At 73.7% G+C, this 13,157-nt stretch carries 13 protein-coding genes; 7 read left to right on the forward strand and 6 right to left on the reverse strand.

From position 1 onward, the window contains the following. Positions 1-153: 153 nt before the first annotated feature. The gene (locus tag ACIQRW_RS29980) at positions 154-684 is read right to left on the reverse strand and encodes a gamma carbonic anhydrase family protein (RefSeq protein ID WP_403766015.1); all 531 of its coding nucleotides are present in this window, start codon (positions 682-684) and stop codon (positions 154-156) included. A gap of 177 nt (positions 685-861) precedes the next feature. On the opposite strand from ACIQRW_RS29980, the gene ACIQRW_RS29985 reads away from it, so the two are divergent. The 3 genes from ACIQRW_RS29985 to ACIQRW_RS29995 all read left to right on the forward strand — a co-directional run bounded on the left by ACIQRW_RS29985 (position 862) and on the right by ACIQRW_RS29995 (position 2,939). Then, on the forward strand, positions 862-1,611 hold the full coding sequence (locus tag ACIQRW_RS29985; RefSeq protein WP_403766018.1) for an acyltransferase: 750 nt from the start codon (positions 862-864) through the stop codon (positions 1,609-1,611). Positions 1,612-1,767: 156 nt separating this feature from the next. After that, positions 1,768-2,340, forward strand: a complete 573-nt coding sequence (locus ACIQRW_RS29990; RefSeq protein WP_403766021.1) for a helix-turn-helix domain-containing protein — start codon at positions 1,768-1,770, stop codon at positions 2,338-2,340. Between the two features lie 44 nt (positions 2,341-2,384). Further along, positions 2,385-2,939 carry a YbaK/EbsC family protein gene (locus tag ACIQRW_RS29995; protein ID WP_403766023.1) on the forward strand — a complete coding sequence of 185 codons (555 nt, stop codon included), beginning with the start codon at positions 2,385-2,387 and terminating at the stop codon, positions 2,937-2,939. Positions 2,940-2,983: 44 nt separating this feature from the next. Here the strand turns inward: ACIQRW_RS29995 and ACIQRW_RS30000 are convergent, their stop codons facing one another. Both ACIQRW_RS30000 and ACIQRW_RS30005 read right to left on the reverse strand, forming a co-directional pair. Then, positions 2,984-3,805 (reverse strand): aminoglycoside N(3)-acetyltransferase, encoded by an 822-nt coding sequence (locus tag ACIQRW_RS30000; RefSeq protein ID WP_403766025.1) that lies wholly within the window; start codon positions 3,803-3,805, stop codon positions 2,984-2,986. A 46-nt stretch (positions 3,806-3,851) separates the two neighbouring features. Continuing rightward, entirely contained in the window at positions 3,852-4,283 is a 432-nt protein-coding gene (locus ACIQRW_RS30005) for a CoA-binding protein (protein ID WP_403766028.1), read from the reverse strand. Between the two features lie 75 nt (positions 4,284-4,358). Between ACIQRW_RS30005 and ACIQRW_RS30010 the strand changes: the two genes are divergently transcribed. The 3 genes from ACIQRW_RS30010 (at position 4,359) to ACIQRW_RS30020 (ending at position 9,426) form a co-directional block, all read left to right on the forward strand. Beyond that, positions 4,359-4,985: a YigZ family protein gene (locus ACIQRW_RS30010; protein ID WP_403766031.1), complete on the forward strand. Its 627-nt coding sequence runs from the start codon at positions 4,359-4,361 to the stop codon at positions 4,983-4,985. 266 nt (positions 4,986-5,251) lie between these two features. Then, positions 5,252-6,421 carry an exonuclease SbcCD subunit D gene (locus ACIQRW_RS30015; protein ID WP_403766034.1) on the forward strand — a complete coding sequence of 390 codons (1,170 nt, stop codon included), beginning with the start codon at positions 5,252-5,254 and terminating at the stop codon, positions 6,419-6,421. Next, entirely contained in the window at positions 6,418-9,426 is a 3,009-nt protein-coding gene (locus tag ACIQRW_RS30020) for an AAA family ATPase (RefSeq protein WP_403766037.1), read from the forward strand. The genes ACIQRW_RS30015 and ACIQRW_RS30020 overlap by 4 nt, the downstream gene beginning before the upstream one ends. A 30-nt stretch (positions 9,427-9,456) precedes the next feature. Here the strand turns inward: ACIQRW_RS30020 and ACIQRW_RS30025 are convergent, their stop codons facing one another. Next, the gene (locus tag ACIQRW_RS30025; RefSeq protein ID WP_403766040.1) at positions 9,457-9,903 is read right to left on the reverse strand and encodes an Lrp/AsnC family transcriptional regulator; all 447 of its coding nucleotides are present in this window, start codon (positions 9,901-9,903) and stop codon (positions 9,457-9,459) included. 88 nt (positions 9,904-9,991) lie between these two features. Here ACIQRW_RS30025 and ACIQRW_RS30030 point away from each other — a divergent pair, with 88 nt between their 5' ends. Continuing rightward, entirely contained in the window at positions 9,992-10,486 is a 495-nt protein-coding gene (locus ACIQRW_RS30030) for a rhodanese-like domain-containing protein (protein WP_403766043.1), read from the forward strand. A 20-nt stretch (positions 10,487-10,506) separates the two neighbouring features. Here the strand turns inward: ACIQRW_RS30030 and ACIQRW_RS30035 are convergent, their stop codons facing one another. Together ACIQRW_RS30035 and ACIQRW_RS30040 are read right to left on the reverse strand one after the other, a co-directional pair. Beyond that, positions 10,507-11,388, reverse strand: a complete 882-nt coding sequence (locus ACIQRW_RS30035) for an ATP-grasp domain-containing protein (RefSeq protein ID WP_403766311.1) — start codon at positions 11,386-11,388, stop codon at positions 10,507-10,509. A 47-nt stretch (positions 11,389-11,435) separates the two neighbouring features. Then, the gene (locus tag ACIQRW_RS30040; protein ID WP_403766046.1) at positions 11,436-13,124 is read right to left on the reverse strand and encodes a DUF885 domain-containing protein; all 1,689 of its coding nucleotides are present in this window, start codon (positions 13,122-13,124) and stop codon (positions 11,436-11,438) included. Between the last annotated feature and the right edge of the window lie 33 nt (positions 13,125-13,157).

Genomic DNA, 13,157 nt, shown 5'->3' on the forward strand with positions numbered 1-13,157 from the left:
GCGGGGGGCCGGCCGGGGGGCCGCCCGGCTTTCGCCGGTGGGGGCGCCCGCCCCCCCCCCCTGTTTCACACCCGCCCCCCCCCCCGGGGGCCGCCCCCCCCCGGGGGGGGGGGGGCCCGCGGCCCGGGTGCGCTGTCGGCCGGAATCCGGGCGTCAGCCCCCGTGCGCCTCACGGTGGGCCTTCGCCAGCTCCACGTACCCGGCCGCGTTGAAGCGGATGCCCTCCAGCTCCTCGGCGGTCAGCAGCCGCTTCACCTTCGCGGGCACCCCCGCCACGAGCGAGCCCGGCGGCACCCGCATCCCCTGCGGCACGAGGGTCTGCGCCGCGACCAGCGAACCGGCCCCGATGTGCGCGCCGTTGAGCACCGTGGCGCCCATCCCCACCAGCACGTCGTCCTCGATCACACAGCCGTGCAGCACCGCGTTGTGGCCGACCGAGACCCGAGCGCCCACGGTGAGCGGGAACCCGGGGTCGGTGTGCACGCTGCAGTTGTCCTGGATGTTGCTGTCGGGGCCGAGCGTGATGGGACCGCAGTCGGCCCGCAGCACGGCCTGGTACCAGACGCTGGAGCCCGCGGCGAGCGTCACCTCGCCGATCACCACGGAGGTCGGGGCCACGAACGCGTCCACGTCGATGTCCGGCTCCTTGCCGCCCATGCCCGTGATCAACGCCTGCTCCGCCATCGCCTGCTCCTTCGCGCCGGTGTGGTGCTCCTGGGCCTTCCCGCCGAATCCGTCGGATCCGCCGGACCCGGCCGACTCACACGGTAGGGGACGACTCTCCGCGCACAGCGCCCGGTGGGGCGAACATCACAGGTCATCGCGCAGATCGCCCACCGCGCCGCCGACTACCGTGAGCGCGTGCCGAAGAACCGAAACGCGTTCTCCTTCCTCGCCCGCCGGCCGCGCCGTGCCGCCTCCCGCGCGGTCCACCTCGGCTGGGCCTGGGCGCAGCGGGCGGGCGCGGTCACCGCCGAGCACCCCGGCCGGCTGCGGTTCCGCGCGATCGGGACGGGGACCCGGCTCGCCTTCCCGCAGGGGACCGTGTTCGGGGAGCCGTGGATCGAGCTCGGCGCGCACTGCGTCATCGGCGAGCAGGTCACGCTCACGGCCGGGATGATGCCGGACCTGGACCTCGGCCCCGACACCGTCCTCACGCTGGGCGACGGCGTGGTGCTGGGGCGCGGCAGCCATGTGATCGCGGACACGACGGTGACGATCGGCCCGGACACGTACTGCGGTCCGTACGTCTACATCACCTCGACCAACCACAGCTACGACGACCCGCACGAGCCCGTGGGCAAGCAGTGGCCCCGGATGGAACCGGTGGCGATCGGGCCCGGCTGCTGGATCGGCACCGGCGCGGTGATCCTGCCCGGTGCCCGGCTCGGCCGGAACGTCGTGGTCGCCGCTGGCGCGGTCGTCCGGGGCGAGGTCCCCGACCACGCCGTGGTCGCGGGGGCCCCCGCCCGCGTCGTCCGCAGCTGGGACCCGGAGAAGGGCTGGCAGCCGCCCCTGCGCACACCGGCGCCCGTGCCGATCCCCGAGGGCGTCACGACCGAACAGCTGCTGGCCCTCGCGGAGCTGGACGAGGCACCCGAAACGCCGTAGGGCGGCGGTGGCGGTACAGCCCGCCGGACGCGGGAGTGCACCGTACGGCAGTGCAATATTCTTGACCCCGGCATGCGCCGTACGCGACTCAGCCCGCCGCACCCAGTACGCCGCACCCCGCCACCCGCACTCCGCCATCCACCGCAGGGACGGTACGTGTCCGACCTCGACCAGCTCACCCAGTCGCTGGCCCGCAACCTCAAGCGCTGGCGGGGGGAGCGCGGCTTCACCCTCGACGCCCTCGCGGCCCGTGCCGGGGTCAGCCGCGGGATGATCATCCAGATCGAGCAGGCGCGGACGAACCCGAGCGTCGGCACCACCGTCAAACTGGCCGACGCGCTCGGCGTCAGCATCACCACCCTCCTCGACCACGAGCAGGGCGCCCAGGTCCGGCTGGTCCCGGAGAGCCGGGCCGTCCGCATGTGGTCCACCGAGGCGGGCAGCTCCACCACGCTGCTCGCGGGCGCCGAGGCCCGCGGCCCGCTCGAACTGTGGACCTGCCGGCTGATGCCCAGCGAAGGCACCACCTCCGACCCGCACCCCGAGGGCACCGTCGAACTCCTCCATGTGACCGAGGGCGAACTGACCCTCGTCGTCGACGGCCGCACCCATCCCGTCCCCGCCGGAACCTCCGCCACCTTCGAGGCGCACGTGCCGCACGGCTACCGCAACGAGGGCGCCGAACCGGCCGTGTTCACCATGGTCGTCGCCATCCCGCCCGTACGCTGAGACGCCCGGCCGGTCCCGCCCCCGCCGCTGTTAGCGTGAGCGCCATGCGCGCACCCATCGGCACCTTCGAGGACGCCGCTCCCGCTGCGGAACGGCTCGACCTGCTCCCCGCCCCCGTGGTCACGGCCCTGACCGCCGGCTGGGGCGAGTTCACCGCCGAGCAGGTCATCCACGTCGACAGCGACCCGGCCGTCGCGGACACCGCGGTCTTCGCCGAGCACTACGGCGTGGAACTGCTGGACACCTCGGCCAACTGCGTCGTCGTGGCGGGCAAGCGCGGCCAGGACGTCACCCTCGCCGCCTGCGTGGTGCTCTCCCGCACGCGGGTCGACGTCAACGGCGCCGTCCGTAAACACCTCGGCGCCCGCAAGGCCTCGTTCGCGTCGATGGACACGGCGGTCGGCGAGAGCGGCATGGAGTACGGCGGCATCACCCCGATCGGCCTGCCCGCCGCCTGGCCCCTCCTGCTGGACCCCGCCGTGGTGGACGAGGAGTGGGTCCTGATCGGCAGCGGCAGCCGACGCGGCAAGCTCATCGTCCCCGGCAAGGCGCTCGCCGCCCTCCCGGGTGCCGCCCTCGTCGAGGGCCTCGGCGTCTGACGCCTCCCTCCGGGGGCGTCCCGACTCCCCTTCGGGCGGCCGGGTCAGCGCCCGGTCGCCCGGTGCTCCGTGAGCCAGCCCGTGGCGAAGTCGACGGCGGGGCGCAGCCGGACAAGCCTGCAGTCGGCCGCGCCCACGCGTCCCGCGCGTACGGCACCGCCCGCCGCGACACCCTCGAACGCCGCGCCCAGGGCGGCGAAGTCACCGTCGTCCAGGGCGACATCCTCGTACTCCCACCACCGGCGCACCCCCCGCGACGTCACCACACAGCGGTAGCTGCGGCGCGGCGGACCGGGCATCCGGTACTCGCCCAGGTGGAACGCCGTACACGTGGCGTAGCCCGTGCCGAGCAGCAGAATCCGGGCATCCGCCTCGTACAGCCGGGCCAGCGGCGAGTCCTCCCCGAGATGGCAGTCGGCCCGGTGCCCGGCGAGCAGCCGCGCCGCTTCCGGACCCAGCGCGGCGAACGAGGTCTGCGGATGCGCACTGCGCCCGGCCCCCGGAGCCGTCCGTACGGTCTCGGCCAGCGCGCCCATCGACGGCGCGGGGGTCAGCGACGGGTCGTACGGCTCCATCGAGGCCCGCACGGCGTCGACGGCCCCCGCGTCCAGGCCCCGTACCCGCGCGCGGTAGTGCGGGGAGGTGTCGGAGTTCTCCGGGGTGAAGGAGGGGACCACCAGGGTCCCCTCCGGCCCCACGGCCCGGCGCAGCGCGCCCAGCACGCCCCGCGCACCGTCCGCCACCGGACCCAGCGAGCGCAGCGAGGCGTGCACCAGGAGCACTTCGCCGGGCCGTACGCCCAGCGCGGTCAGAGCGGCCGTCGTCCGGGCCCCGTCGAGCACGTCTGCGTCGAGTACGTCGTCCACGGCGGAGATTCTTCCCGTCCCGGGGCGTCCCGCACACCCGGTCCGCTCAGGCGGGCCGTCCCAGCTGCGGGATCTCGATCGCCGGGCACCGGTCCATGACCATGTCCAGCCCCGCCGCGCGCGTCCGCTCGAAGGCGTCCGGGTCCACGACGCCGAGCTGGAACCACACCGCCTTCGCCCCCACCGCCGCCGCCTCGTCCGCGACCCCGCCCGCCAGCTCGCTGTTGACGAACACGTCCACCACGTCGACCGGGAAGGGGATGTCCGCGAGCGAGGCGTACCCCTGCTCCCCGTGCACCGTCTCGGCCTTCGGGTGCACGGGCACCACCCGCTTGCCGAACCGCTGAAGGACCTCCGCCACACCGAAGGCCGCCCGGGAACGGTTGCCGGACAGGCCGACCACCGCCCAGGTGTCGCCCGTGTCCTGGAGAATCCGCCTGATCGTCGCGGGGTCCGCGTAGGTGTCGTCTGCGTTCATGCCGGGACAACCGACGACCCCCGCCCGCTCATTCCCGCCGAACCCCGTCGTCCCGGCGGCGCATAGGGTGGACGGATGCAGGAGCAGTACCGGACCGTCGCCCGCGCGGGTGTGCACGGATGCGAGATCAACCGATCCCGTTTCCTCTGCTCCCTCGCCCCCGCCGCCACCGAACAGGAAGCGCAGGAATTCGTCGCCCGCGTCCGCAAGGAGCACCCGACCGCCTCCCACAACTGCTTCGCGTACGTGATCGGCGCCGACGCCTCCGTACAGAAGGCGAGCGACGACGGCGAACCCGGCGGCACCGCGGGGGTCCCGATGCTCCAGATGCTCATGCGGCGGGAGGTGCGGTACGCCGTGGCGGTCGTCACCCGCTACTACGGCGGGGTCAAACTCGGCGCGGGCGGGCTGATCCGGGCGTACGGGGGAGTGGTCGGCGAAGCCCTCGACGCGCTCGGCACCATCACCCGGCAGCGCTTCCGGCTCGCCACGATCCGGGTCGACCACCAACGGGCCGGAAAGTTGGAGAACGACCTGCGGGCCACCGGGCGGGACGTCCGCGAGGTGCGGTACGCCGAGGCCGTCACCATCGACATCGGGCTGCCGGACGGCGATGTCGAGGCGTTCACCGCCTGGCTGGCCGACGCGACCGCGGGGACCGCCGTGCTGGAGCTGGGCGGCGAGGCGTACGGCGACGTGTGACGGCGCCGAGGTGCGAACGCGCGCGATGAGGGCAATCCCACGGACGCCAAAATCATGATCGATGCGGGTTCGGCGGCCCGGCGGCGTTAGCGTGGTCGGTGCCGAGCGGGATCACGGGCCGCCGGTGCGCGGCCCACGGGGTGGAGGACGACGACGATGCAGGCCGGAACCGGCGGAATGACGATGCGGCCCGCGAGCGGCGAGGTGGCGGGACAGGCCGCGACCGGCGGAGCGATGGCGCCGGCCGGATCCGCCGGAGTGATGGCGTGAGGATCCTGCACACCTCGGACTGGCACCTGGGCCGGTCCTTCCACCGCGTCTCCCTCCTCGACGCCCAGGCCGCCTACCTCGACCATCTCGTGGCGACCGTCGAGGAGCGCGAGGTGGACGTCGTCCTCGTCGCGGGCGACGTCTACGACCGGGCCGTCCCGCCGCTCACCGCCGTCGAGCTGTTCGACCGCGCGCTGCACCGGCTCGCCGCCGTCGGCGTCCCCACCGTCATGATCTCCGGCAACCACGACTCGGCCCGCCGGCTCGGCGTCGGCGCCGGGCTGTTCGAGCGGGCCGGGATCCACCTGCGGACCGACCCGGAGAACTGCGCCACCCCCGTCGTGCTCACCGACGACCACGGCGACGTGGCGTTCTACGGGCTGCCCTACCTGGAACCTGCCCTGGTCAAGGACGTCCTCCGGGCGGCCAAGGCCGGCCACGAGGCGGTCCTTACCGCCGCCATGGACCGGGTCCGCGCCGACCTCGCCACCCGCCCGAAGGGCACCCGCTCCGTCGTCCTCGCACACGCCTTCGTGGCGGGCGGGGAGCCCAGCGACAGCGAACGCGACATCACCGTCGGCGGGGTCGCGGCGGTCCCGGCCGGGGTCTTCGACGGCGTCGGCTACGTGGCCCTCGGCCATCTCCACGGCTCCCAGCGGGTCACGAGCCGCGTCCGCTACTCCGGCTCCCCGCTCGCCTACTCCTTCTCCGAGGCCGACCACCGCAAGACGATGTGGCTCATCGACCTCGACGGCGACGGGGACATCGCGACCGAGGAACGGATCGACTGCCCCGTGGAGCGGCCCCTCGCCCGGCTCCGCGGCCGGCTCGACACCCTCCTGGAGGACCCCGCCCTGGACCGCCACGAGCACGCCTGGGTCGAGGCCACCCTCACCGACCCGGCGCGCCCCGCCGAACCCATGGCCCGCCTCGCCCGGCGCTTCCCGGGCACCCTCAGCCTCGTCTTCGACCCCGAGCGGCCGCCGGACGACCCGGGGGCGTCCTACGCCCAGCGCCTCCAGGGCCGCGACGACCACCAGATCGCCGAGGACTTCGTCGCCCACGTGCGCGGCGGCAGCGGCCCGAACGACCTCGAACGCACCGTGCTGCGGGCCGCGTTCGACGACGTGCGGGTGGACGAGACCGTGCGCGAGGTGTCCCGGTGAGACTGCACCGCCTGAGCATCACCGCCTTCGGCCCGTTCGGCGCCACCCAGGAAGTCGACTTCGACGCCCTCTCCTCCGCCGGGCTCTTCCTGCTCCACGGCCCCACCGGCGCCGGGAAGACCTCCGTCCTGGACGCCGTCTGCTTCGCCCTGTACGGGGCCGTCCCCGGCGCCCGGCAGAGCCCCGGCGCCTCCCTGCGCAGCGACCACGCCCCGGCGGACCTGCCCACCGAGGTCCAGCTGGAACTGACCGTCGGCGGCCGACGCCTCGAAGTCACCCGCAGCCCCGCCCAGCCCCGCCCGAAGAAGCGCGGCGACGGCTTCACCATGGAGAAGGCCCAGAGCCGGCTGCGCGGCCATGACCCCGAACGCGGCTGGCAGGCGCTCAGCAAGTCGCACCAGGAGATCGGCGAGGAGCTGACCCAGCTCATCGGCATGAGCCGGGACCAGTTCTGCCAGGTGGTGCTGTTGCCACAGGGAGATTTCGCCCGCTTCCTGCGCTCGGACGCCGAAGCCCGCGGCAAGCTCCTCGGCCGGCTCTTCGACACCCGCCGCTTCGCCGCCGTCGAGGAACGCCTCGCCGAACTGCGCCGGGGCGCGGAGGCCAGGGTCACCGCCGCCGACGAGCGGATCCTCGCCCTCGCCCAGCGCATCGCCCAGGCGGCCGGACCCGTCGGGGCCGAGGCCACGCCGATCGCCGCCCGACCCGGCGAACCCGGTCTCGCCGAAGCCGTTCTGGAGTGGGCCGCCATCGCCCGGTCCACGGCCCGTGAACGCCTCGGCATCGCCCACTGCGTCCTGACCGAGGCCGAGGGCCGACAGCGCGCGGCACGCCACGCCCTGGACACCGAGCGCGAACGCGCCCGCCTCCAGCAGCGGTACGAGGAGACCGTGCGCCGCGTCGCGGCCCTGGAGGAGCGCCGGCCCGAACACGACCGCTGCCAGGAACAGCTGGAACGCGCCCGCAGGGCGGACCGGGTCGCCCCGGCGCTGGAGCTGCGCGAGGAGGCGGAGCGGGCGTACCTGGCCGCGAGCGAAGGTCTCGACCGGGCCCGGTCGCTGCTGATTCCGGAGCTCTCCGACGCGGGCACTGACCAACTGGCCGAGCTGGAAAGGAAGTTCCAGCAGGAGCTGTACGCACTCGACGCGGCGCGACAGGCCGAGGAGCGCAGTGCGCGGATCGACGGGGAGCGCGTCCGGCTGAACCGGGAGGCCCAGGCAGACGACGAGCTGATCCGCGAGGCGGACGCGTGGCTTGCCGACTGGGACATCAACCGTGCGGCCCTCAAGGGACGCATCGACGCCTCGCAGGAGGCCGCCACCCGCGCCGAGCAGCTCGCCGGACTCCTCGCCCCGGCCCGCCGCCGCCTGGACGCGGCGGGCCGCCGTGACGCGCTCGCCACCGACGTCCAGCAGGCGGAGGAGCGGCTCACCGCCGCACGTGAACAGGAGCTGGATGCCCGCACATCCTGGCTCGACCTGCGCGAACGCCGACTGCGGGGCATCGCGGCCGAGCTGGCCGCAGGTCTCGTCACGGGCGAGCCTTGCACGGTCTGCGGGTCGGCCGAACACCCGGTCCCCGCCAGCCCCGGTGACGGCCATGTCGACCGGGCGACGGAGGAGAGGGCCCTGGCCGCCCAGCGGTCCGCCGAGGAGACCCGCGCCCGTGCGCAACAGCAGCTCGGACTCGTACGCGAACGGCACGCGGCGGCGGAGACGGAGGCTCGGGCGGACGATGCCTCCGCATCCTCCACCGTGGCCGAACTCAGTGCGCTGGTAGACCGGTTGGCCGACGAACACGCCGAGGCCCACCGACTCGCCGCCGCGACGAACCCGGCGCGTGAGGCCCTCACCACCGCCGAGCGCGAGCACGCCGAGCGGCTGGAACAGCGGCAGGAAGCGCACAGCCGGATCTCCGCTCGCACTGCCGCGCGCGAGGCCCTCGATGCCGAACAGGCCCGCCTGGAGGAGCAGATCGCCGCCGCCCGGGGTGAGTCGCCGTCCGTCGCGGCGCACGCGGAGCGATTGACCCGCCGCGTGGCACGCCTCGCCGACGCCGCCGACGCGGTACGCGCCGAACAGGAGACGGGTCGGCGGCGCAAGGAGGCTGACGGCCGGCTCTCCGACGCGGCGTTCCGGGCCGGCTTCGACACCCCGGAGGCCGCTGCGGCGACCCTCCTCGACGCCGCCGCCCAACGCGACCTCCAGCACCGTATCGACGCCTGGCAGGCCGAGGCCGCCGCGGTCGCCGACCGCCGCGGCGAACGCGACGCCCGCGAGGCCGCCGAGCAGCCGCCCGCTCAACCATCGGCGGCTCAGGGCGAGTTCGAGACGGCGGAGTGGCTGTCGCGCGAGGCGTCCTCCGCACTCGCCGCCGCAGACCAGCGCTGCGGGGAGCTGGCCCGGCTCTCCGGTCAGGCCGCCGACGAGGTGCGGCGGCTCGGCCCCGTGCGCCAGGAGTACGAGCGGATCGCCCGGCTCGCGGGTCTGGCGGCGGGCACCTCCGCCGACAACGAGCGCAAGATGCGCCTGGAGGCGTACGTCCTGGCCGCCCGCCTCGAACAGGTGGCGGCCGCCGCCACCGCACGGCTTCAGAGGATGTCCTCCGGCCGTTACACCCTGGTCCACTCCGACGCCCGCACCGGCGGACGCAGAGCAGGGCTCGGGCTGCACGTGGTCGACGCCTGGACCGGCAGTGAACGGGATACCGCGACGCTCTCCGGCGGGGAGACGTTCTTCGCCTCGCTGGCACTAGCGCTGGGCCTCGCCGACGTCGTGACCGAGGAGGCCGGCGGCGTACGCCTGGACACCCTCTTCATCGACGAGGGGTTCGGCAGCCTGGACGACCAGACCCTGGACGAGGTGCTCGACGTGCTGGACTCCCTGCGGGAGCGGGATCGCAGCGTCGGCATCGTCAGCCATGTGGCCGACCTGCGCCGCAGGATCCCGGTCCGGCTGGAGGTGGTGAAGGAGCGCCAGGGCTCCTCCGTCCGCCACCGCCTGTGACCGGCCCGGCCACGCGGACGCCCCGCCGGGTCAGCGGCCGATCGCCCGGCGGGGGAGCGGCGAGGAGTACACGACGCTGGTGGTGACGGAGCCCAGCGCGCCGATTCGCCCGGTGGTCTCCTCCAGGTGCTTCATCGAACGGGCCGTGACCTTGAGGACGAAGCAGTCGTCGCCTGTGACGTGGTGGGCCTCGATGATCTCCGGTGTGGTCTCCAGGAGATCGTGGAAGGGCTTGTAGTTCCCGTTCGGGTAACGCAGGCGTACCAGGGCGAGAACGGGCAGCCCGAGCCGCTCGGCGTCGACCACCGCCGCGTACCCGCTGATCACCCCCAGCTCCTCCAGCCGGCGCACCCGCTCCGTCACGGCGCTCGGGGACATGGCGACGGCGCGTGCGAGCTCGGCGAAGGTGGCGCGGCCGTCGCGCTGGAGGACGTCGAGGATGCGCCAGTCGGTGGCGTCCGGGGAATAGTCGGTCACTGGGCCGAGACAACAGGGAAATCCCCGGCGAATCAAGAGGAGTGCCGGGGAATCCCGCTTCCCGGTCCCGTTCCGCGGCCATAGATTCATGGTCATGACCTCGCACATCACGGCCACGGCCGACAACCCCGTTCTGCGCGTCGCGCCCGCTTCTCCCGCTGCGGCGGCGGCCTACTTCGGTGCTTCGCTCGCCTTCCACGCCGACGTCTCCGACGTCGCCTCCACGCTGGCCGCCGACGGCGATCCCGGGTTCGTCGTCCTGGACAGCCGCTCCACCGCTTCCTGGGACCAGGGACATGTGCCCGGCGCGGTGCACCTGCCCACCGCGCTGATCGCCGAGCAGGCGGCGGCACTCCTGGACCCGGCCGTCCCCGTCATCACGTACTGCTGGGGGCCGGGCTGCAACGGCGCTACCCGCGCGGCCCTGGCCCTCGCCCAACTGGGCTACCAGGTCAAGGAGATGCTCGGCGGATTCGAGTACTGGGTGCGCGAGGGATTCGCCTTCGAGACCTGGGAGGGCGTCGAGCGGCGCGGAGCCGACCCGCTCACCGCGCCGGCCGACGCCGCCGACTGCGGCTGCTGATACCGAGGCGCGGGTGGAGGTCAGCGCGGTTCGACGCCCGCCAGCGCGGCGAACAGGACCCCGGCCTCCGAACCGGCGGGGAGCCCGCTGACCTGACCGTCGCCGACCTCCACCACCCGCCACACCCCGTCCTCGCGCAACGCCAGGTCGGTGGTGACCCAGCGCAGCCCGAGGCGGCCCACGGCCTCCCGCGGGAAGGCCGGTTCGGGAACGGACACCGGGCCCGGGGTGTCGGGGTGGGCGGTGACGAGCACCGCCTCCCCGTCCACCCACCACACCCGCGCCTCACCGCCCGCGACGAACGGCTCGAAGGACCGCAGGACCAGGCCGCCCGAGAGGAAGGGCCCCTGCAGCTCGACGAACCGGCCGACCACGGAGGCCAGTTGCTCCGCGTCCGCCAAATCCGGTACGTAACACGCCTCATACCACTCGTGCTTGCGGGACTTGACGAAGTCCTTCACGATGCCGGGCCCCGACCCCAGGGGCGCCGCGAGCCCGGCCAACTCGTCGGCGGTGGGCGGCGGAGCCCCCGGAGTCATGGCGCACCACACGCTGTGCGGCGTGAACCCGTCGAACTCCTCGTACCAGCCGGGGAGTTCGTGCGCCTTCCGGTAGCCGGCGGCGCCGGTGAGCAGCGCGCAGCCCCGGGCGCCGAGCGCGGCCTCCAGCTCCGCGTACCGGGCGGAGGGGATCATCCAGCCCCGGTACCAGTACGGCCCGGAGTCCCGCGCGACCCGGGCCACCGCCCCGGCCGCGTCCCCCGCGAGCAGCGCGTCATGATCGAGCAGCGCGGTCCGCCCGCCTGCCGCACGCGCCGCCGCGAGCTCGGCCGCGAACTGCGGATCGGGCCGGGAGAGCCGCAACGGGTCGGCGCAGAAAAGGAATCCGTTCCGCTCGCTCATGCCGTTCATGACGTGCTGCCCCTCTTTCCTCGATCAGATTTCCTCGATCAGAGCCGCGACAGCTCGTCCACCAGATCGTCCAGGCCCAGCGACCCCTGGGAGAGCGCCGCCATGTGCCAGGCCTTCAGGTCGAAGCCGTCGCCGTGCGCGGCGCGCGCGTTCTCCCGGCCGAGCAGCCAGGCGCGCTCCCCGAGCTTGTAGCCGATGGCCTGGCCCGGCATCGACAGATAGCGGGTCAGCTCGCTCTCCACGAAGTCGGCGGGACGGCCGCTGTGGTTGCCGAAGAACTCCTGGGCCAGATCGGGTGTCCAGCGCTCGCCCGGGTGGAAGGGGGAGTCCGCCGGAATCTCCAGCTCCAGGTGCATGCCGATGTCGACGATCACCCGGCAGGCGCGCATCATCTGCGCGTCCAGATAGCCGAGTCGCCGTTCCGCGTCGGGCAGGAAGCCCAACTCGTCCATCAGCCGCTCCGCGTACAGCGCCCAGCCCTCGGCGTTCGCGCTGACCATGCCGATCGACGCCTGGTAACGGGAGAGGCTGTCGGCGACGTGCGTCCACTGAGCGATCTGCAGGTGGTGGCCGGGAACGCCCTCGTGGTACCAGGTCGAGACCAGGTCGTACACCGGGAAACGGGTCTCGCCCATGGTGGGCAGCCAGGTGCGCCCGGGGCGGGAGAAGTCCTCGGAGGGGCCGGTGTAGTACGGCGCGGCGGCCCCGCCGGGCGGCGCGATGCGGGACTCCACCTTCCGTACCCGCTCGGCGAGGTCGAAGTGCGTGCCGTCCAGCGCCTCGATCGCCTCGTCCATCAGACCCTGGAGCCACTCGCGGACCTCGTCCACGCCCTCGATGTGCTTGCCGTGCACGTCGAGGTGGGCGAGCGCCTCCCAGGGGCCGGCCCCTGGCAGGATCTTCTCGGCCTCGGTCCTCATCTCGGCGAGCAGCCGGTGGTACTCCGACCACCCGTACGCGTACGCCTCGTCGAGATCCAGGTCGGTGCCGTTGTACAGCCGCGACCAGAGGGCGTAGCGCTCCCGGCCCACCGGGTCCGGGGCCCCCTCGACGCCCGGGGCGTACACATCGCGCACCCAGTCACGCAGGGAGAGGACCGAGGCCGTCGCCAGCCGTGCGGCCTCGTCCAGCTCCGCCCGCAGCGACGCGGGGCCGGGGGCGACGAACTCCGCGAAGAACGCCGTGCCCTCGCCCTCCCCGCCCCACTCCGTGAGCTGACCGACGAACGTGGCGGTCGCGCGGGGACCGCCGTACAGCTTGCGCTCCAGGCCGAGTGCGAGCGAGGCGCGGTACCCCTCGTGCGCGGCGGGCACCGCGCGCAGCCGATCCACGACCGCCGCCCAGTCCTCGTCCGTCGCGGTCGGCGTGAGAGTGAAGACCTCGGTGATGCTGTGGGCCGGCGACTGCAGGTTGGAGACCGTCCGCAGTCCCTCCTCGGCCTCGTGCACGGCGAGTTCCGCCGTCAGGCGTTCCCGCAGGAGGCGTCCGCAGCGCCGTTCGGATTCGCTCTCCGCACCGGGACGCCGCTCGGCGGCGTCCAGCTCCCGCAGCGTCGCGCGGATGAGGTCGGCGACCGCGGCCTGACCCGCAGGTGAGAAGTCGGGCAGCCGACGCGAGCTTTCGGACACACCCAGATAGGTGCCCGTGATGGGGTCGAGTTCGATGATGGCGTCGACGTAGGCGTCGGCGACCTGACGGGGCAGCGCGCTGCTCGAAGTGTCTGACATGCGGACATCCTCGTACGACGGTGGCCTCCTCGT

Source organism: Streptomyces sp. NPDC091287 (assembly GCF_044768525.1).
GTDB lineage: Bacteria > Actinomycetota > Actinomycetes > Streptomycetales > Streptomycetaceae > Streptomyces.

Coding starts and splice junctions, on each gene's coding strand:
- ACIQRW_RS29980 (WP_403766015.1), bottom strand. CDS start 684: ATGGCGGAGCAGGCGTTGATCACGGGCATGGGCGGCAAGGAGCCGGAC.
- ACIQRW_RS29995 (WP_403766023.1), top strand. CDS start 2,385: ATGCGCGCACCCATCGGCACCTTCGAGGACGCCGCTCCCGCTGCGGAA.
- ACIQRW_RS30005 (WP_403766028.1), bottom strand. CDS start 4,283: ATGAACGCAGACGACACCTACGCGGACCCCGCGACGATCAGGCGGATT.
- ACIQRW_RS30010 (WP_403766031.1), top strand. CDS start 4,359: ATGCAGGAGCAGTACCGGACCGTCGCCCGCGCGGGTGTGCACGGATGC.
- ACIQRW_RS30030 (WP_403766043.1), top strand. CDS start 9,992: ATGGTCATGACCTCGCACATCACGGCCACGGCCGACAACCCCGTTCTG.
- ACIQRW_RS30035 (WP_403766311.1), bottom strand. CDS start 11,388: ATGAGCGAGCGGAACGGATTCCTTTTCTGCGCCGACCCGTTGCGGCTC.
- ACIQRW_RS30040 (WP_403766046.1), bottom strand. CDS start 13,124: ATGTCAGACACTTCGAGCAGCGCGCTGCCCCGTCAGGTCGCCGACGCC.